The organism is Pseudomonas alvandae (genome assembly GCF_019141525.1).
Classification (GTDB): domain Bacteria; phylum Pseudomonadota; class Gammaproteobacteria; order Pseudomonadales; family Pseudomonadaceae; genus Aquipseudomonas; species Aquipseudomonas alvandae.
This window is the reverse complement of the sequence record NZ_CP077080.1, coordinates 1,045,036-1,065,097: the sequence shown is the minus strand read 5'-3', so window position 1 is coordinate 1,065,097 and position 20,062 is coordinate 1,045,036. Positions and strand designations below refer to the sequence as shown.

Genomic DNA, 20,062 nt, shown 5'->3' with positions numbered 1-20,062 from the left:
CAGGATGTCGGCTGATACGCCGCTTTCGCGAGCAAGCCCGCTCCCACAGTAGAACTTAACTGGGCACTGGAAATGCGTCCGGCAACCTGAGTAAACTCCGAACCGCGCCCTCCCACGGCGCCCCTGGATCAGCAGACAGGGCATCACTGAGCTGGCTAACCTGAACCCATTTTCAGAGGAGCCGGCCATCATGCCTGCGACCCGTACCTGGTTGAAAAACCCCCTCGCCATTTTTACCGCCAACGAGCTTGATGCCCGTGGTGGCCTCGTGCTGCAGGACGGCGTGATCGTCGAGCTGCTGGGAGCCGGCCAGCAACCTGCCCGGCCCTGCGACAAGATTTTCGATGCCCGCGAGCACGTCATCCTGCCTGGGCTGATCAACACCCATCATCACTTCTATCAGACCCTGACCCGCGCCTGGGCGCCTGTGGTCAACCAGCCGCTATTCCCATGGCTGAAGACGCTTTACCCGGTATGGGCGCGACTCACACCGGAAAAACTCGCCCTGGCCAGCAAAGTGGCACTCGCCGAACTGCTGCTGTCGGGCTGCACCACGGCGGCCGACCACCACTACCTGTTTCCGCAAGGGCTGGAAAACGCCATCGACGTGCAGGTGCAAAGTGTCCGCGAACTGGGCATGCGCGCGATGTTGACCCGCGGCTCGATGAGCCTGGGCGAGGCCGACGGAGGCTTGCCGCCGCAGCAGACCGTGCAGCAGGGGCAGGTGATTCTTGATGACAGCCAGCGGCTGATCGCTCGATACCACGAACGCGGTGCGGGCGCGCAAATCCAGATCGCCCTGGCGCCGTGTTCACCGTTTTCGGTCACGACCGAAATCATGAGCGCCAGCGCCGAACTCGCCGAAGAGCTCGATGTGCGCCTGCACACACACCTCGCCGAAACCCTCGATGAAGAAGATTTCTGCCTGCAACGATTCGGCCTGCGCACCGTGGACTACCTGGACAGTGTCGGTTGGCTCGGCCCTCGCACCTGGTTGGCCCACGGCATTCACTTCAACCCGGATGAAATCAGCCGCCTCGGCGCCGCCGGTACCGGCATCTGCCACTGCCCGAGTTCGAACATGCGCCTGGCCTCGGGCATTTGCCCGACGCTTGAATTGACGGCCGCCGGCGCACCGCTTGGCCTGGGCGTGGACGGCTCGGCGTCCAACGACGCTTCGAACATGATTCTCGAAACCCGCCAGGCGCTCTACATCCAACGCCTGCGCTACGGCGCCCAAGCGATCACCCCGGAACGGGTGCTGGGCTGGGCAACCCGAGGGTCGGCGCAACTGCTGGGACGCAGCGACATCGGTGAACTGGCGGTGGGCAAACAGGCCGACCTGGCGCTGTTCAAGCTTGATGAGTTGCGCTTCTCCGGCAGCCATGACCCGATCTCCGCCCTGCTGCTGTGCGGCGCTGATCGGGCGGATCGGGTGATGATCGCCGGTGAGTGGCGAGTGATTGACGGACAGGTCGAAGGCCTTGACCTGAAAGGGTTGATCGCCGATCACAGCCAGGCGGCGCGGGAGTTGATAGCAGCCTCCTGATCAAACCACCACCATGTGGGAGCGAGCTTGCTCGCGATATCGGCCTAACATTCAACATCGATGTTGACTGACCCGGCGCTATCGCGAGCAAGCTCGCTCCCACAAAGACTATGAAAAATTAAAGACCCAGCAACGACAACGTCACAAACGTCGAAAACAACACGAAGTGGGTCATGCCCTCGATGGCGTTGGTTTCGCCATCGTTGAGGTTGATGGCGCTGACGATCAACGTGATGAAAATCATCACCGTCTGGACTGGCGTCATTGCCATCTGGAATGGCTGGCCGGTGTAAAGCGCCATCGCTTCCATCACCGGCACGGTCAGAATCACCGTGGACAGCGACGCACCCAGTGCGATGTTGACCACCGACTGCATGCGGTTGGCCAGGGCTGCCCGCAGCGCAGTGAGAATTTCCGGCGCAGCGGAGATGGCGGCCACCAGGATCGCCGTGACGACCGGCGGCGCGCCGGAACCCTCCAGCCCCAAGTCGATGGCCTTGGACATGATCTCGGCGAGCGCACCGATCACGATCACACCAAATACCAGCGCACCGATTGAAAAGGCCAGGCTGATGGGTTTTGGCTCGGTTTCCACCGGCTCTTTCCTGCGGCGCTTTTCCGGGTAGCTGTAGCTGAAGAAATAACTGTGGGGGCCCACCTGCATGCGCAGGAACAAAGCGTACAGCACCATCATCGCGCCGATGGTAAACGCCGAGTAGGTTTTCCAGCTTTCCCGCGGAATGAACTCCGGCACCACCATCGACACCCCCATGGCCGTGAGGATCATCACACTGTAGGTCCGCGCCGAATCGTCGTTGTAAACCTGCTCGCCATGCTTGAGCCCGCCCATCAGCGCCGCGAGTCCGAGAATACCGTTGATGTCGAGCATTACCGTTTTCTAGACATGTCAAATTTAGGTCTACATTTTTATCCATATTTTTCAGATATATAGATGGTCTCTAGATATTTTCTTGATACCTAGATTTGACACCGTATCACCTGTAGCTAGGCTCAACGCTACCGAGTGGGAGGACGCTGTCGATGCAATATCGCCTTGCCGAAGAAGGGCAAATCCAATTCCGAATGCCCGACCTTTTGAAGGGATCAGGGTGGCGAATTGCTACGGCCACCTTCCCACCGACCGTTCATATCGAAGACGTTTTGGTCCTATGCAATAGCACCGTGCAAATGAGCGAAGGCGCAGCCCTTGAATCCCAGTTGGGATATATCGAGGGATTGAAGCGCAAATTCAATTTCATGGCGAGCTGGGGAGGTAGGCTTCCAAAATCAGAAGAGGAGTGGAGGCCTTTCTGCCTCGCCCATTTTACATTCCACCTGACAGACACCGACCACTCCACCGCCTCATTTATGAGTCGCAAGTCATCGTGGCCAGCAGCGCGAGCTTTGTATCAGCAGTTGAAGGTTGACGGGCACATGCCTTGGACGGTGCCGATCCTCACTTTGTCGATGAGAGGATCGACAATCGGATTTGAGGATAGTGAGGCGCGAACTGTACTAGGTGAGAGCCGGCAGAGAGTTGAATTCAAGAACAAAACACTTCCTCAGATATATTTAGTTGATCAAACTTTCGCATTATCTGACGAGGAATACATCGATGTAATTGAGTCAAAACTAAAACTCGCGTCATCGGCGGTTCGCGATGGTTGTTATGATTACTGGGTCAAAATGAAAGCAGCCCATGCTAACGGGCAAGAACTCATAAATTCTATAAGCAAAGAACAAATAGAAAAAGTACTCGCATCTGGGAAATTTGGGCCTGGAAATAAGCCGTGCATCTGCGACCCAAGATCACCGAACGGAATTAACTGGTTCTTGGCGGTCGCTAATTACTACCTGCATAACGACCCAAACTTAACTCACATCTCATTTACAGGTCTAGCGAAACGGTATAGGTTTTTTAAAAGATTGAAATCCTCACAAGATTTCAGAAAACTAATTGGACCAGTATTACGCAAGATTGCCGGTGTCGGGAATGACGACCGTATGCAGGCGACCGAAATACTTAATAGATTGCTGGGACTATTATCCATAAGGGATTGCTCTGCCGCCGCCGTATTGCTCACTACGGAGAATCCTGTTTTCAACTCAATGCCGCTTCAACAAGCCAAATTGATAGACGACGACGGCAACAGCTTCTACAGCATCACCATCAACGGAAATGTAGTTTTCAGCGTCGAAAAAAGGCGGGCTCAGAGCAGGAAATTTTCTTCCCTCCCCTCCATGTCAGAGATGGTCATGGAGGATGTAATTCAAGCGACACAGATAATCAGAACAAAACTGCTAAATTCCCATGACGCACGGTATCGCTACCTATTTTTGGTATCTCATAGGTTGAATATGGGAACCACCATGGATATTGATACGAAGTTAAACGGAGGTTCAGGTTTAAATCTTTATGACGCAATACATCTTGGAGAAAAGGCACCAGATGTAAAACCGAACACATTCACGCTTTCACACATACGGAACACTGAAGGTATTCTTGAATTTTTAGCCAGAGGCAGCCTTGAGGCAATGGCGAAGAAATTGGGCAATACAATACAAGCGATCCTTAGCTCCTACATACCGCCATGGATAATCGAGCGCTGGTGCGAACGCCTTATCCGGCGATTCCACCAGAAACTGGTGATTGTCGCAAATGCTGGAACACCCTGGCTGCTACCAGCATCAGACTTTACCTCGCTCGACCAAATCACCGTGTTTGTCAAAAGTATGTTGACTGAAGGACGAGAGGGAGACGCCTTCACCCAAGCGATTGAAGAGCGATTTGGAAGCAAGGATAAGAGTCCACCTTCAAAAGTCTTATTCATTAACCTGAAGCCCGATTCATTGGCAGCTTTGTACGCCTATGAAAGCTTATTAGACAACCAGCCGCATCATGCAGCCCTAGACGATTTGGAAGAAGAGGAAGCCAAGCTCATTGCATTGGCTCGGCTAATGAGATGCGTAGCTGAAAACCCTGCCGACTCGGCTTCGGACTTCTCGGCAAATATAGAACTACAAGGCGAGTCTAGTTTGGAATTCAAACTCGTTCACCAACGCGCCTGTAAAATAGCTGGTGAGTTCTTGCAGCGATTTCGCACAGCCACGGCGTTCTACAAGGACTGAATCTATGGGCAGATACACGGCAAAACCTGTAGACGAGGCAGCTGAAATACAACGTTTACTTGCAAACGCTAACAGCCTAATGTATCCAGCTGCTGACCTTGAAGCGAAGCCATGGCTGCTCCAAGGCGCAATGGGCGACAGCTTTTGGATTGTGAAGGATAATGGTCGAAATAAGAAACTGACTGTTTACTTTACACACGCTCTTCCAGATGGAACGAATCTTTGCGATCCATGCAATAGACAAATGCTGTACACCGTGCAGCAAATGGCGGCAATGATGCGCAACAATCCGATGCGCTACAGCGTAAAAACCCAACGTTGGGGAGAGTATGTTGCCGCCTCCCTCCAAGTTTGTTCTTGGCTAGTTCTGTACGAAGGCAAGTATGAACCTACAAAGTACGGTTTCATGCGCCTAGATGATAACGCCTTGGCTAACCTTATGAGCGATCTGTCGCTCGGCAGCTGGACTGAAGCACTCCAATATATTCCCCGCATGATACAAGGCATTCATACTTTAACGCACTCAAATACTGACTTAGCCTCACTACTGAATTACCCGTTTGATCTTCCGAAAGATTTTTTGAAAGACGCAGTTCGATTTTTCTCCGCTAACAAATGGTACACCAAAGCTCATCAGCGTGGTGACACAAAAGTAAACGGCACGCTTTCTCGCATTAAGCTTGGTGAGTTAATCGGATGTGAATCCCAACAGTTACATCACGACCCTAAAATACGTGTATTTCTTCGACAGTTTGAACCGGCGTTGTCACATCCTAAACTACTAATCAACGCTAGCCCCCGGGCGAACTATAACAACCAGAATACCACAACGCTCGAAGAAGCTAAAAATCACCGCCCGACAAAAAAATCTCTCAAGGATCAAATTGATCTTCTTTCTGCAATCTTCGCCTCCCACAATTTTCTGCCTCAGCTCTTTCCACCAATAAAAATTAGCACCCCGGAAGTTCTTTTAACATTCAAAGCCAATACAACCACATCGAAACACCACAACACTTTGCGACTTGGTATCGGATTACACCTCTTACAACAAGCTTGCAAATGGGTGGTACTTTACGGGGACGACATTATCAACGCATGTCTTTTCTACGCAACGGAAATTAAGCAATATGATAGCTTAGAGCGCAGTGCACGCTCCAAGGCACTAGACAAACTATACAACTCAACATGCGACAGATGGCTTTCAACTGAAATCGAAGGTATGGAGTCAAGACCTCTAACGACAGACCTGAATATTAAATGCCGACAGCGTAGAGCCCACAGAAGTATAGATCCGAAGGAAATGTCATTCCATCAAGTTGTCGAGGGCTACATCGGGGCATGTGCGACACTAATAGGAATGCTCAAACCAATACGCGAAAGTGAATTGGCCCACCTGGCAAGGAATTCGCTGCTCCTATCAACCTTCGACGAGGGGCTATGGCTTGAGCATTCGGCCGGTAAAAGGGGTACCCATGGCGTCAACCCGCTGATCCAGAGGCCTATCCCATCTATCGTCGGACAAGCAATCGGTCAATTGCAGCATCTTGGAGAAAACCTGAAGGAGATTAATCAGGATACTAGTGCTCATGCCGACGAACTATTTTACTTTCCATCCACTAAATATTTCCCGTTTTCGGATGGCAAACATCTTAAGCACCGTGTGGCACGCGCTATGGATACGTTCTCAGATATTGTCGAGACCCCAGTGGATAACGTTGGGCGCCGATGGTACGTACGAATTCACGAATTACGGCGCTTCTTCATTCACACGATCTACCGTCACGAGACTAGCCATGTACTGGATGCTATCGGCTGGTATGTGGGCCACGGGGATGCCGAGCATACGAAGGCATATTACGAAGACACTTTTCGCGGAGAAGAGTTACAGGGTTATGAGACGGAATCTGTTGCGTCCCGATTGATAGAATTTGGAGCTAACCGTCTGGATGAAGGAAAAAATCCAGGCACAGCGACTCTATATAAAAGGGTTTGTGAAATTCATAATGTCAAAAGCCTTTCCGGCGTCTCGGCGGATGACTATCACGATACGGTCAAGAGAATGTTAGCAGCAGGGGAATTCAGCATTCAGCACTACATGGTTGGCTTACGAGCCAAGGACGTTCAGGACATGGACATAGAAATTGCAATTATAGTTGGAAACAAAGCTGATGAAAAAGCTAACTAGCTCTCAGGTTGTTGAGCGCTTTGAATGGTTATATCAGGTAAAAAACAGAGAAATTACTGCGACCCAAGAGCAAATAAAACTGCTGGAGAGCACGAAAGCATTCTGTGCTTTAGAAATTCCAGGAAAATTCAAACCAATCGCCTACAACAGCTTAAAAAAATATTGCTCGACGATTAGTCTTCCAATCCACTTACTTGGTCAAGGCGCTGCCTGGGATCATATATTACGGCTTCGGGAAGATGCTTATAGATCAACTATAGACTATCAAACAGATTGTGAGACAGTCAACACAGATCAACTCTTGGAGGAAATGTCGAGACATATGCATCGCTATGAAACGGCCTACTTCTCCTTGTTTCGTGAAATCAGAGCCATCGCAGAGTCGGATCGGAACTTACCAGATCTGTCTAGAAAAAGACTAGTACAAGCGCTTAGTCAATCAAAGGCGCTACAGATGACGACATTTGCCAACCCTGTTCGATATGAGGAATCTACGAGCCTCAAGATAATCGACGGAGGTAAATCCTAATGCAACTTTTTCGTGAAACCGAAGGCGTGAAAATTCCATCAACAGTTGGTTATCGCGATCCTGCCTTCGTGAACTACCGTACGCATAGTCGTCTCTACCATCTCACGTGGCCAAATGGTGCTCCATGCGCATTAGCAAATGAGTGGCTGCGACAACAAAGCAGGAAGAAAGGAAACCACGACAGAACTAAAACCTGTCGTACTTACGCCTCACACTTATCATTCCTACTAAGGCACTGTTACAAATATCGCATAGAGCTTTTAAATTTACACGATGAAGACATCAGCAAGCTGGTTACTTATCTCGAAAAAGAGAGATCTTTTAAGAACGGGATAAGTGGCAACCGCAGAAACAACAATCAGACTATTGCTATACTACAAACCATATTTCGTTTTTTACGCTGGATTCAAGCAAATGTTATACTAAATGTCGATCCAACGTTTATTGGGGACGAGTCATCCGGTGCACAGATACACGTCACCATAGGTCGAAACCCCAAGACTGGGCGCACTACGTATACACACGCCAGCATGCCATCAGCAGTCGCGCCAAAAGGGGACAAGATTCCAATTCCAGATGAGTATATTAGCCAACTCAGAGATACAATCTTTGTGAAGTGCTATGGAACTTCACCAGAGCCTCCTTCCGACAAACAAATCGACACAGCGAGTCCGAAGCAGTTAAAAAAGATATATATGTATGAACGTCGAATGTTTTCTATCCATATGTTTAAAATTAGCGGACTTCGACCAATAGAGCTTTGCAATATTCCAATAGATAAGAACACCGACTCTATTAACGAACTTGCCATATACCTTCCAACTGGTAAAACTAGAGATAATGAACTCCCATTGAGGAAATTCCCTATCTCAATCGCTGAAGCTAATAGATTCGAAAAGTATCTGAAAGCACGAAATGATTTTTTAGCCATTTTTGGTGAGAAACAGTTACACCCTAGTGCAACTCAGTCAATACTACTCACCGAGGATGGAGACCCGCTTGATGAGGATTCACTCACACGGGATTTTTCCCGGTTAGTTGTTGCAACTGGATTAGGCAATGTCAAATTATGCCTATCGATGTTCAGGCATAGATTTATCACCATTGAAATTCTTCTAGAGATGCAACACACGACAAAAAATCCCAACGTCGCTGCTATCTGGAACGAAGGTATTCGCCATAGTATCTGTGCCATTGTTGCAGCAAAAACCGGGCATGGAAGCCCAGAATCACTTTATACGTATTTTAAAAATGCATACAAATTCAGCACAAAATTCGACACCTATGGGGAGGCGATACAACATCTCAAACAATTGGATGAGAAGCTGGAAGATCTCACCTCTATGCGTTATGAAGTTCGCAAAGCTATGTTGTCGAACCAAGTGGACCATGAGTTCGCAGATCATATGTTGAAACGGTTTGAGGAGATGCAAGCAGATGTTGAAGCACTCAAGACAATCGCGCTTCAACATAAATCTTAGGCTCGCGACTCCTTTCGTAGACTTTGTGCCAAGCGCACAAGTGTTACAACAATGACGCCGGCAATCACTCCAATGCCCGCTTCGGGGAGATATCCTTGCAGGTGAGGTTTCAGGGTTGCAGGAATCAACCAGCTTGGTACCTCTGACATGGCTTGTGCGATGAACGATCCGCCTACGAAGAACATCGCTATTGTTCCTATCCATGACAACAATTTCATCAGCTTGGGTGCGACAGCAATAAGCCCTCCCCCTACGCTTCGTACCGCTTGCGCGAAGACGCCATGGGTGGTGACTTTCTTCATGCGTAACCCCAGGTCATCGATCCGGACAATGCCGGCGACCAGGCCGTAAACACCAAATGTGACCAACAGGGCTATCAGACTCAGTGTTGCGACTTGCTGAAGGAAAGGCGCTTCAGATACAACATTCAACGTGATGACTACGATTTCAGCGCTCAACACGAAATCCGTAGTGATTGCGCCTTTGATCTTCTTGGCTTCATACCTCTTCGCCTCTTCATCGCTGAGCACCTTCACCTTGCGCGCACCATCCCCTTTATCTTTGGGAGTAAGCTTCTCAATCAAAGACTCGATGCCCTCATAGCAGAGGTATATGCCGCCGATGACCAGAAGCCCGTGCACGATCACTGGAGAGATGTAATTCAGCCCAAGCGCCAAAGGAACCAGGATGGCCTTGTTAACAAGCGATCCCTTCAGAACGGCCCACACCACCGGCAACTCACGATCCGCCTTGAGTTCAACCACCTTCTCCGCATTCACTGCCAAGTCATCGGTGAGGACGCTCGCCGTCTTCTTTGCCGCCACCTTGCTCATCACGGAGATGTCGTCCAGCAGCGTTGCTATGTCGTCAAATAATGCAAAAAAACTGCTCGCCATCAGTTACCTCCTTGGGCCCACTCCCTAGACATCAGTGGCGGCCGGACGTTCTGATTGGCAAGTTGATAGACGGTTTGCTAGCGGGTGCAGGGGGCTAGCCAATTCTCCCAAACGCATACCATAGCAGCAAGTCCGGTCACGCGATTACTCAATGCACCGTGGGGATATCGTCACTGACTGCAACAAACTCCGCTTCAATTTTTACCAAGTTTCGATCTTCCACCATTCGAAGATGACTAGAGATTAGTCGCTCACATCTGCAAAAAAATATTTGCTACATATTGAAATATATTAAAAACTAATAAATCATGCTTACCTAGAATATTTTTGATGAAGATAAAATGAAAAAAACGGAAATTTACAGCATGGCCGAGAGCGGCGCATGGAACAGCGCGTACATGTCACACCATCAGAATGCATGGCACTACTATAGCGACTACGCCACCCTGACTAAGAGACTTACCAAATCCGAAAAACGGCACCAAAAAAAGGGGCACACCTGTGAGAGCCTCGTCTTTCACCTAACCTCTGATTTGCACCAAGCTTCATATCGTGCTGCTACGTCGACTCACCTCTACGCATGTCTAGCAATGGAAGGCTTTCTCAATTTCTATGGCGTGAGGAGGTTGGGTGAACCATATTACAAAGCAGAAATTGAAAGATTACCTATTTCTAAGAAACTTGAAAAAATATTCCTCACAGTGTTTGGAGAACATCCAAGCGACCTATTGGCGAAAGGCGTACTTGAAACATTCCAGCTAAGGAATAATTTAGTACATCCAAAAACTCAAGAAATCACATCTTCTAACATCGAAACCTTCATAGATCCTCACCCCCGCGATCATTACGTGAAAAAATCCATGAAAACTCTTAAAGACTTCGCTTTAGAGGTATGCGCAAATGATCCGGATCTTAGCTTGAACTTCTATTTCCCAAGGCAAAATTAATCCAGAGATCAATAGTAATGAATATCAAGCAGCTTGAGATAGATATTGATGAATACTTTCAACTATTTGAGCGTGTTCCGCTCAGAGCTGCTTGGCAGAGGCGAGATGCAAAGGTTTGTTTGATTTGGACGGGAACGGTCTTGATAGCTCTTCTATGGGCCTTGGTAACTGTTCCTAATGTAATGCTTACTGATTTCATCCCTACTCTACTCCCGATATTGATAATCACGATGATATGCGCGATTCACATGGGGGAAGTATCATCACAGGTGCGCGCAACGCGCCTCGGAGCAGGCCCTACCACCTCGCTTACCGAACGCTTGCACTTAAAGCAACAGTGGCTGTGCGCCCGCTATGAATGCACGCCAGAAAAGCTCTTAGACAAAGCACGGGAGATTAGACTCCTGTGGGAGGAGCGCGAGGAAATCCGGAACTTGGCTAGCGACGACACGATGGGGCCGCGCTTCGCTGCATTCCTAAGACTTCCCGACCCCGCGAGATTCATAGGGTTGTTGACTGCTATTGCCGCAATTTTTGCCACTGTAGTGACACTCGGAAGCAACATCGACTCATTTTTCGAGGCGCTGCAAGACTGGAAAACGATTGTGGCCAACATTTTAATTTCGACCGTTTTGCTCGCCGAGCTAATACTTCTATGGATTATGGTTACTGGGATGGTAGGTCAAATTGGACCTTCTATTTTGGAGCAAGCTGGACTATTACCTCTGAGTAGACGTCGAGTGTATCGCTATCTATTCACGATGCACATTGCGAGCGAGCCGATCACTCCGTTCGGGAAGAAGTTGCCACTATTTTTGAAAGCAGTATCACTATTATTCGTTCCTATTCCCACTCTATGGACGAAAGCCCGAGCCCGTGTGCTGAGTCAGATCTGATTTAAACCAGTGGGTAATGAGAAGCAACGCCCCGCGTCGACCACACCACTAGGCCTTCAAAACACCGCCCTGTAAGTCTTCAGCTTCAGGGCTCCTGGCCGACGTAAATTCTAAAACCACAAATTCTCCTCGGATCTACTCATGATGGTTAAGCGCGCCCCCCAAGATGTTTCGCTTTCGAGCACAGTCACCGTCGCCGATTACCGAGCTTTCAAACGGGCAAAGGACAAGGAAAGCATTGCTGATTTTGTGTACCAACGATTTCAGGAGCGCTATCTCAAGCCCTTCGAGTCTAAGGAGCATAAGCATGGCTTTGCGATGATGGCATGTGCGTGCCTGATGGTCGAAACGCTAGAGGCTTTCTGGACTGGCTCCGCAAAGTCGGGTCTCAGCGGAGTTGCTTTCAGCCAATTCTTCGACCGTGTTGATCATTTTTCATCCCTGCGAGAGCACGGCAGACTCTTCTACAAGCACGTCCGTTGCGGAGTCATGCACCAAGGCGAAACAACCGGAGGGTGGCGAATTCGAAGGGATACGTCTCAACTGTTTGACGCGGAAAACTTGGTGATCGATGCCACACGATTTCTATCTGCGCTCGAAGAATCGCTTCGCGAGTATTGTGATCTGCTCAAGGCGTCGCCTTGGGAAAGCGAGGTTTGGAGCCGTCTCCAGATGAAAATGAGGTTTATCTGCGCGGGCGCTTTGGTACCGCCTGAGTATCTGGATGTGCCAGTAGCGTCCTAATGCGTTCGCACCACTGGCCGATGGTTCGCCGAAGGGAAAGTGGCCGAGCGGCTCATCCATTCATCCCCTTGAAGCCCTGCTCTCCCGGCGGGACACTAAACTCGTATGAGCAAGGGGGAGGAAGCCCACGACCCGAAAAAAATCACAGTTACGACCTAAAGACCCAAGGGTTAAGCCGCACACGGGCTCATCGAGCCAGGTCCATTCTGTAGCGCCATTGAAGCCTACGAAGCTTTCCCTGGAGAGCTTGCTAGCAGAAACTCCCGAGAACAATCGAGACGAAGCCTGGGAAAAAATGGCACCGGAGGGAAAGGAATTTTAGCTCGGTAGGATGACAGCCCCGAGGAGCGCTCGGCATTCGATTCGTCGAACCTGTCCTATGCGCGATCGGCCCTGATGCAAGGCGATTTAGCCGAGAGATTCGACCTCAGAACTCATCGGTAAAGAACCCCCATTTGCCGACCAAATCGTCTATCGCGGCCGAGATTCTGGATTCTGCCATCAGCTCCGCAGGCGTGTAACTCAACGCCACCGCAATCGCCATAGCGAACTCATTTAGATCTCTTGGCTCGTATGGCCAGATCTGAAGCTTCATCAACGACGGATCGTTGGGACTGTATTCATCGACAACCTCTACCGCGCCCTCCAAAAGCTGATAATTCGTGAGCGATATAGCCATGGTTTTTTGAGGGTAGTCCGCCAACAGCGTGCGCGAATCCAGAAACGTGTCTCCAGCTTCGGCTAGTGCGGGATGACTGAAAGCCCGGACGAACATCGACCTCAACCTCGGCGACGATACGAGACTTCGCACATACCTCAAATCCACCGGACCTTGGCTGAATTCCCATTCCAATTCACCGCGCAAATGATTCTCTAGGTTTGGGTGGGTAGCCATCACCACACAAGTCGCTCGAACCAGTTGCGAAGTCAAACGCCAACCCCATATTCAAGCCGTTTGAGCATCAGGTAAATCGCCTGGCACCCCTCCTCCATTGCCAGCAACTCGCACGGTCGCCGACCAGCAAAAGCGGTGCGTTCTTGCTGTACCCAAAGCACTGCACCTTCTCCGAAAAACGACAAAATCGCGTCTACGGCTTCTACATAGCTTGCGATGTAATTGTCGTTATTCTTAACGTTTTTAACCCTAGCTCTTTTTCCCGCCGCTGAATGTTGGCTACAGCGAGCCTGAAGCCAACCATCAACACTTATAACCCCACCTGGCATCCCGCACATCTCACAAACACTACCTGATACCACCTCCGCGATCTCGAAAGCGGCACCGATGCTCTCGTCACCTCCGCGATGGTAGATCCTGAGCTGACCGAACTTTTCTTTCACCTGCGTGACCTCCACGTCGAGCGCGCTCAACGGGGCACGTCGCTGAACAAGCCACAAAGTTGCTTGGATCAAATCACCCCATCCGTCATTGCATTCAAAACCGAAGATTGCCTCTCCGCAGAAGTCTTTCGGAAAAAGCAGAGAGCGGTACTGAGCTGCAAGAATCCTTTCGATTAGATTATTCATTACCCATTGCCCGCTTTGACCACAACGGGACGCGGGTTCCTAGCAAATTTGATGGATAAACCTGTCCATCCATCAGCTCGTAGCAGACCCGCTCGTCCGCCTCTTGGATCTCCCGAATTGGCTCCATCAACCAGTTGCCTTTTTGATTCAGCCAAGGCGGGGATACGAGCTGAACCTCACGGATGAACCGTCCAGACGTGTCCCTTGAGGCCAAATCCAAGAGGAATTGTACTTTCGAAATCATGAACTGCTGCTGCGAGGAACCCTCCTCGCCTGCCACTTCATATGTGACAAAAAACCACTCGTCATTCGACTTTTGCGAAATGTACTTCCAGCGGCGTACGCCTTCCTCAAGCACAAAAAAAGTATTTTGCACACGTGCTTGCTCGTGAGTTTCGAACATACCGATTCTCCAGATAACTCATTGCGTTAGGCGACTCACCTTCACCGCCACACCCCGCTATGAATGCAAATCGAGCAGGTAGCGTGTCCGCGACCACCCAGCGCGATAGCAAGCTTTTGGCCTAAGACCTGGATCGTCTTCCTATGGTTTTTTCAGAAGGACGCCTAATTGAGCGCTTGTGAGTCGCTGGTTTGAAATACCGACCAAAACTACCAAAATGGTAGCTTTTAGAAAAGCAGCAATCGCCCCGAGGCGCTAATGAGCTACGAGAAAGCACTATGAACAGCAGTACCATCAACCCGGCATCAAGGATGCTCGACTTCGGTCCAACCGTTTAGGAAGAGCTGGACATACGCATCGACCTTGATGCAGAGCTGGGCGGGAGTTTCCTATTTCTGGTCTAACAGCCCTTGCTGGACCGCAAGCCTGACGGCATGGATGAAAACCTCCAGCTTCACCGTCGACCGCGGCCCACTATCTACCGGCCAGTGCTCAAAATCACTAGCACCACTTCCACTGCGCGCGATCACTATTGGAACAGGGAGCCCTTGCCGGCAAAAGTAAAGGTCGAGCCGCCCCTTGGTGTCAAGAAATGTGCAATCGCCGGGGTGTTCTGCGTGCTGAGGTTGAGACATCTAGATTTTTCCCTAACAAGTAGCATTAACCCAAGCGAATCAGCTTGCCAATGCGAAGCTTCTGTTCTTTGGTGTGAATATCCAGAGTCCAAACGTCGTTATCTGCGATCCAGATTGCGCTAAAAAATAGAAACTCGACTTTACGATCCTCCTTGACCTCAGCTTGCGCAGGCCGCACCTGACCTTTCGCATCGACCAGCACATACGCATGGTCATCCGAAGTCATCAGGATTTTTTTCACTGACACTTCTTGTGTTGATCCATCATCGGTTTGAATTACAGCTTTCAGTATTGGGTGGTTTTCCAGGCCATTCATGGTCAAGGATCCTTTTCAGATTGTTCAAAATTCAGAACGCCATAGGCATCCCTGTAATGGGTTAGCCCCTCGGTTTGACGGCTGCGCTTACGGTGCTCCTGGCGCGGAAAATCTGCGCCTTTTTCCGCGAAAACTAGCGGGTGTAGTTGACGAAGCCGAAGCTGTAGCCGCGAATCATGTCTACGGTCTTCTGCGCCCGTTCTGGGAGAGGTGCAAATTGCGGTGCTAGCTGCTCAAAGTATTTCTTGGTGACATCGATAAAGTGCTCAGGGAGGTCAGGGTCTGCCAGATTCTCGAACATCCCACCCTTCTTGAAATGACGTTCAAGATACATCGCAACACCGTGCAGCTTCGACTGCCATGAGTATGGGTAAACATCCTTCATATCGTCGGTCATTTTTACCGTCGGCTGAATGAGCGTTGTCCCGTGAGCGAGCACGTTTCGCAGAGTAAACAGCACGCCAATGCCTTCCTTCAACTCCTTGTCGACCTCGGAGTCAAGCGCTGCTCCGTAATAAGAAACACCAGCCGTCTTCACGAGGTTGTCCCATCCTCCAGAACTCTCCAACTCAATTAGGAATTTTTGCAGAAGACGGGTAGGAGCATCATGCTCGGTGCGGCCGGCGCGGATACCTCGCTGAACGGCCTCGTCCAAGTCGGCCTTCACCTTTTCAGTAAGGATTGAGCGGACAGTTCCTTCGACAAAGGAAGCGTTGAGAATGAGTAGTCCGAACGAATGCATGTAGCTGTAATAGGCGTGCGGCTCCCCGCCATCCGAGCTAGCCCTTCGTAACGTCGAACGGTGCGCAAGTGCCATGCTTTCATACGCGAGTAGTAGAGACGTGGCTGTTTCCCAGCCCAGATATTTTGACATGTGTTTTTTCCTGACGGGCTCCTGGTTGTTCAAAGTCGAGACAACCGAATCTCAACTGCCTTGGCCCGGCTCATTGAGGCCTGGGCTAGGGGCAGCGGGCGTAATTTAGATCTACTGCTTCAGATAAATGGCTTTGTTCGCGCTGTTGCGGCGCAACCACACGGCGATGCCTAAGCGCTCAACCTCTTTTCGGAAACTGCGGCCTAGCGACTTACGGTCACCACCACTCAGTCGATTCCAATCCTCATGACCCAAAACGTCATCGAGTGAAAATTCAGCCATTTTTTCGATTGCCTCTACCCCACCTATCGCCACGTGAAGGAAGGCACCAAGCGATTTGCTCTCTAAATCAGGGTCATCAAGGGCTTCCCGCAAAATGTCGTCGATAGCAGCCTCCACCGTCGAGCCATTTGTTTTAGCGTGTGTGAGTAAGGCGAGGAGTAAATCATCTTTGATCGGGATATTGACTAGCATTTTGGGGAAGCCTCATGGAGTTCATCATTTGAGATGAATTTAAATGAATAGCGCAATGAATGCAATTCATTTTACACATGAGTTCTACAGGAATGACCCTTCCCGGCTAACTGCCCATACAAGACGGTCAATAAAAAGCAGGTAAATGCCCAACGACTTGTCGCTTGATCGGCGTTCAAATAGGGCTTGCTGTGGTCATTACAGGCATGGAGAACGATGGTGAGCGCGTTCTCAATATCGTGGTTCGCCGCGAGACCTTGGCCACCACAGAGCGGCTGCCCTCAGTGACGATCCGTGGTTGATACCGGCCTCTTGTGGAGCGAATCACAAGCGCGGTAGGCGTGTGGCCCACCGTCTAGTTCACAGTGCTGAACGCCAGCGCAAACGCTTGGCCCCTGAGTGTAGTGCCCACGTTGAACCCGGACGCAGGCCGATGTATTCGTCAGCTCCAGAAAAGCTCCAGAGGCGCAGCAAGCGAACTGCGATCCGGCCGTCGAGGGCGGCAAGGCAGCGTGGATGAGTCAGCCACGCATTGCGCGGTCGACGACCTTGGGTGATATCTGCTCGAAAAATATCTCGGGCTTGATTGCCCCGCCTGGATACAGCACATCTGCAATCTTCAGCAAGGCCAATTCAGTAACGGAAACGGTCGATGATGAATGATTCCTATGGGCCGATTACTGCCAGTAACGAGAGGCAGAATACGACCCAAAGCGAACCTTCGCGGAAGGCACTAATCTGCCAATAACACTTTCGGGCCTGCGCCGCGCATGACTGTTAAGTGCAGCCCTTGTGCAGTCAATGCTCACCCCCACGTCCAGCCGTTGAGGTATGCCGGTGGTTCGAGCGGCAATTCGTACTGCTCGACATCGATCAGCAGCCAGCCGCCGGCTGGTTCGTCGCTGCCCTCGACAATCGGGCCTTGCAGCAGCAGCCCGCCGGGCAGTACCACACGGATGGCATTGGCTTCCTTTGGGCCTGGCAGGTAACGGTCAAATTCTAAGCGAAAACGCCCCGCACCGACGTTGAGCAATCGGATGTTCAGTTCCAGCGTAGTCAGCTCGTTCGGCTGTAGCCCCTGGTAAAGGGCCAATACAGCGACGGTCGCCAACCCTTCATAGGCGTACGACAAGGGCGATGATCCTGTTCAAATGAGGAAAGACTGAGTTCGCCAGACCGTTAAGCAATGGTAGACCAGCCGAGGTGGTGTAGTTTCAGTGCACGGAAAAGGCCCTCGCACCGGCGTCACGTGTGGGGCTTATTCAATAAATCGGCGTCCCGCTTACTGATCTTCACGGGCCCCCAAACGACCCAAAGCTGACGGTGGGGACAGGCTGAAACCGGCCAAAAAAGGACAGCTGGGTAGCGCTTAGCAGGCCTCACTTGTGGCCTGGAGCACACTACAAAACTAGGGGCGATTCACACATCTTTTTTTATAGGAGAGCTATGACCAAGACGGAAAATGGCTGATTGATAGCGTAGACATACTGCAAATGAGGAACTATTGTAGGTGCAAAATAAGGATCTACTACAAGATGGTAAGTTTATGAGTGGATATTTAAAAGCTTGTCATGTTTTTAATTTTTCTGAGTCGTACGCATATGCTGATAAGGTGCGAAAATCTATTTTTGAAAATGACTTTCCGGTTGATCCATTAGATGTTGCCAGTAATTTGGAAGTGCAAGCCGCGAAACCTCAGCAGAAAACTATTTTGCACGATTACATTGATTATGTAATTCGTGAAGACTTGAGTTTTTATTTTGGCGGTGGTGGATGGGAGTATGAAGATGTAACTCCTGTTTTTGCCATGCTGGATTCGCATGGCATTCACTATATTTCATTAGAAGAATATGTAGCGGAACAATATCGCGACGATGAGACGGGAGAAACGGTAGCAGTCACAAATGATCTTATGGACAAGATGAAATTTCAGTACCTTAGTGAGTATTTAGAAGATATAGCTATGGACGGCCTCTCTTCTCTATTGGTGACAGAAGTTTTTACATTGCTTTTTGCTGATCGTGAAGCAATGAAAGTTTTTAATCTCAGGATAGCTGATAGCCTGGAAGAGCGAACGCCTCGATGCACGTACTGGCCGAAATGGCTAGAGCGGGCGTTATTTTGTAGAGAAAAAGGTCTATGTGCAATTTGTAAGACGGATTTAACATCTTTGTTCCATACCTATGGAAAACTGGCTATTGACCATATAGTTCCTATCGCCCTTAAAGGGGTTAATGACCCTACCAATTTGCAAGTTCTTTGCGGAAAGTGCAATGGTGAAAAAAGTGGAATAACAGTGGTTACGTCAAACTCTATGCCGGTATTTTGGTAGTAATTTTCCTAAAAATCATACGCCTATCCATTTTGGCGTCAATCTTATGTCGCAAAAATGCTAAGCCGCAGACCTTTAACTGCTGCGAGTTTCCTCGCGTGCAGGGGCACCGCCGGACTCTGAATGGACATACATTTTCAATAGATCAAAAAACCGCTGAGATTCAGTAGGTAACGGCGACTGCGCACAAATTCCATCATAATAAACCCCGACAACCTCACGTGCCGTTTCCAGGCTGGAAGACTTTTCATATTCATTTTTCAAAAGTTCGGAAAACTTTGCGCGACTCATTTTCATTTCAACTTCGCTGTAGGCGAGACGCACAATTGTAGTTAATGAGTTTGCAAGTTCAAAATTAAAGTAAATCGAAAACAGCGCAAAGAGTCCGCTCATTTCAGCCGTAATTTCTCGGAAGTCTGCGTAAGCTGAGTGTGCTTGTTCCATATACTCTTGGTGCTTATCCCAGTACATTTTGTACGCGGTCCCGTTTTCTTCATCTTTCGTAATGCCTGCCGCAGCCAGCGCTAACTCTCGCTCAGAAATCAGCATTTGATATCTTTTAACTAAATTTATAACTTTTGCCACGTCAGTTACAGATTTTTTGAATGTCTCAATTTTTAATTTTGATTCTTCACGCGCCCAAAGATGTGCTTGTTGCTCTTGCCATAATTTAAGTTTGTAATTCTCAAACTGCTTGGCATGCTCACCTTTGACTGATTCTATTTTATCGGTAATTGCTTCTATGTCTTCCTTGGTAGCTAGATTTTTCCCTTTCTCTCTTGAGTAGCTAGTTAAGTAATACTGCATGACCAGAAGTATTGCACCACCACTCAAAAAACTCATAATTTGGGTCAACTGTTCCGAAGCCATCCAACTATCCTCTAAATTATAAATTGCCGTGATCGCATGGCGAATGCCGAAGCAATACTAGACTCTACGTCAAAAGCACACAGTCGTGCCGAATACGCACGCCGGTTGCTCCGGCGTTTGCAGCGCTACCACTGGCGCCTCACCTGTGGTTGCCGCTCGTCTCGCCTTAGGCTCTTTAGTTCTATGCGATCTACCGCGAAAGATCGCTATGGGTCGAAAACGGCTATTCATACGGTTGCTCTTGGCCGTTTTCTGCCCGTTACCACTGGCAGCTTTTG

18 protein-coding genes and 1 pseudogene are annotated in these 20,062 nt (G+C 49.7%); 9 read left to right on the top strand and 10 right to left on the bottom strand.

Annotation, left to right across the window (positions count from 1 at the left end):
- The first annotated feature begins 190 nt into the window (after window positions 1–190).
- A complete protein-coding gene (locus KSS97_RS04670; protein ID WP_198797884.1) occupies window positions 191–1,549 on the top strand; it encodes an 8-oxoguanine deaminase in 1,359 nt (452 codons plus the stop codon).
- Between the two features lie 118 nt (window positions 1,550–1,667).
- Here the strand turns inward: KSS97_RS04670 and KSS97_RS04665 are convergent.
- Window positions 1,668–2,441 (bottom strand): annotated as a pseudogene (locus KSS97_RS04665) (calcium:cation antiporter); the annotation flags it as partial.
- Window positions 2,442–2,590: 149 nt separating this feature from the next.
- On the opposite strand from KSS97_RS04665, the gene KSS97_RS04660 reads away from it, so the two are divergent.
- The 4 genes from KSS97_RS04660 to KSS97_RS04645 are packed head-to-tail and all read left to right on the top strand — an operon-like array spanning window position 2,591 to window position 8,873.
- A complete protein-coding gene (locus KSS97_RS04660; RefSeq protein WP_217861204.1) occupies window positions 2,591–4,678 on the top strand; it encodes a hypothetical protein in 2,088 nt (695 codons plus the stop codon).
- A gap of 4 nt (window positions 4,679–4,682) precedes the next feature.
- Window positions 4,683–6,863 carry a hypothetical protein gene (locus KSS97_RS04655; protein WP_217861203.1) on the top strand — a complete coding sequence of 727 codons (2,181 nt, stop codon included), beginning with the start codon at window positions 4,683–4,685 and terminating at the stop codon, window positions 6,861–6,863.
- Window positions 6,847–7,392, top strand: a complete 546-nt coding sequence (locus tag KSS97_RS04650) for a hypothetical protein (protein WP_217861202.1) — start codon at window positions 6,847–6,849, stop codon at window positions 7,390–7,392. Before KSS97_RS04655 ends, KSS97_RS04650 begins: the two co-directional genes overlap by 17 nt.
- Window positions 7,392–8,873, top strand: a complete 1,482-nt coding sequence (locus KSS97_RS04645; RefSeq protein WP_217861201.1) for a site-specific integrase — start codon at window positions 7,392–7,394, stop codon at window positions 8,871–8,873. The genes KSS97_RS04650 and KSS97_RS04645 overlap by 1 nt, the downstream gene beginning before the upstream one ends.
- Here KSS97_RS04645 and KSS97_RS04640 read toward each other — a convergent pair.
- Entirely contained in the window at window positions 8,870–9,769 is a 900-nt protein-coding gene (locus KSS97_RS04640) for a DUF808 domain-containing protein (RefSeq protein WP_217861200.1), read from the bottom strand. The genes KSS97_RS04645 and KSS97_RS04640 overlap by 4 nt on opposite strands.
- 341 nt (window positions 9,770–10,110) lie before the next feature.
- Here KSS97_RS04640 and KSS97_RS04635 point away from each other — a divergent pair, with 341 nt between their 5' ends.
- From KSS97_RS04635 to KSS97_RS04625, 3 genes are all read left to right on the top strand, one after another.
- On the top strand, window positions 10,111–10,716 hold the full coding sequence (locus tag KSS97_RS04635) for a hypothetical protein (protein ID WP_217861199.1): 606 nt from the start codon (window positions 10,111–10,113) through the stop codon (window positions 10,714–10,716).
- Window positions 10,717–10,733: 17 nt separating this feature from the next.
- Window positions 10,734–11,612, top strand: coding sequence for a hypothetical protein (locus tag KSS97_RS04630; RefSeq protein ID WP_217861198.1), 879 nt, complete (start codon window positions 10,734–10,736; stop codon window positions 11,610–11,612).
- A gap of 141 nt (window positions 11,613–11,753) precedes the next feature.
- Window positions 11,754–12,356: a hypothetical protein gene (locus KSS97_RS04625; RefSeq protein WP_217861197.1), complete on the top strand. Its 603-nt coding sequence runs from the start codon at window positions 11,754–11,756 to the stop codon at window positions 12,354–12,356.
- A gap of 427 nt (window positions 12,357–12,783) precedes the next feature.
- On the opposite strand, the gene KSS97_RS04620 is transcribed toward KSS97_RS04625, so the two are convergent.
- The 7 genes from KSS97_RS04620 to KSS97_RS04590 all read right to left on the bottom strand — a co-directional run bounded on the left by KSS97_RS04620 (window position 12,784) and on the right by KSS97_RS04590 (window position 17,714).
- Window positions 12,784–13,131 (bottom strand): hypothetical protein, encoded by a 348-nt coding sequence (locus KSS97_RS04620; RefSeq protein WP_217861196.1) that lies wholly within the window; start codon window positions 13,129–13,131, stop codon window positions 12,784–12,786.
- A 152-nt stretch (window positions 13,132–13,283) separates the two neighbouring features.
- Complete coding sequence (locus tag KSS97_RS04615; protein ID WP_217861195.1) at window positions 13,284–13,880, bottom strand: antitoxin Xre/MbcA/ParS toxin-binding domain-containing protein; 597 nt, start codon at window positions 13,878–13,880, stop codon at window positions 13,284–13,286.
- Window positions 13,873–14,283: a hypothetical protein gene (locus KSS97_RS04610; protein WP_217861194.1), complete on the bottom strand. Its 411-nt coding sequence runs from the start codon at window positions 14,281–14,283 to the stop codon at window positions 13,873–13,875. Before KSS97_RS04610 ends, KSS97_RS04615 begins: the two co-directional genes overlap by 8 nt.
- A 660-nt stretch (window positions 14,284–14,943) precedes the next feature.
- The gene (locus KSS97_RS04605) at window positions 14,944–15,234 is read right to left on the bottom strand and encodes a hypothetical protein (RefSeq protein WP_217861193.1); all 291 of its coding nucleotides are present in this window, start codon (window positions 15,232–15,234) and stop codon (window positions 14,944–14,946) included.
- A 133-nt stretch (window positions 15,235–15,367) separates the two neighbouring features.
- Window positions 15,368–16,108 (bottom strand): hypothetical protein, encoded by a 741-nt coding sequence (locus tag KSS97_RS04600; protein WP_217861192.1) that lies wholly within the window; start codon window positions 16,106–16,108, stop codon window positions 15,368–15,370.
- Between the two features lie 111 nt (window positions 16,109–16,219).
- Window positions 16,220–16,582 (bottom strand): DUF1413 domain-containing protein, encoded by a 363-nt coding sequence (locus tag KSS97_RS04595; protein ID WP_217861191.1) that lies wholly within the window; start codon window positions 16,580–16,582, stop codon window positions 16,220–16,222.
- 805 nt (window positions 16,583–17,387) lie between these two features.
- Window positions 17,388–17,714 carry a hypothetical protein gene (locus KSS97_RS04590; RefSeq protein WP_217861190.1) on the bottom strand — a complete coding sequence of 109 codons (327 nt, stop codon included), beginning with the start codon at window positions 17,712–17,714 and terminating at the stop codon, window positions 17,388–17,390.
- 378 nt (window positions 17,715–18,092) lie between these two features.
- Between KSS97_RS04590 and KSS97_RS04585 the strand changes: the two genes are divergently transcribed.
- On the top strand, window positions 18,093–18,914 hold the full coding sequence (locus tag KSS97_RS04585) for an HNH endonuclease (protein WP_217861189.1): 822 nt from the start codon (window positions 18,093–18,095) through the stop codon (window positions 18,912–18,914).
- A gap of 75 nt (window positions 18,915–18,989) precedes the next feature.
- Here the strand turns inward: KSS97_RS04585 and KSS97_RS04580 are convergent, their stop codons facing one another.
- Window positions 18,990–19,784, bottom strand: coding sequence for a hypothetical protein (locus KSS97_RS04580; RefSeq protein ID WP_217861188.1), 795 nt, complete (start codon window positions 19,782–19,784; stop codon window positions 18,990–18,992).
- Window positions 19,785–20,062: the final 278 nt, after the last annotated feature.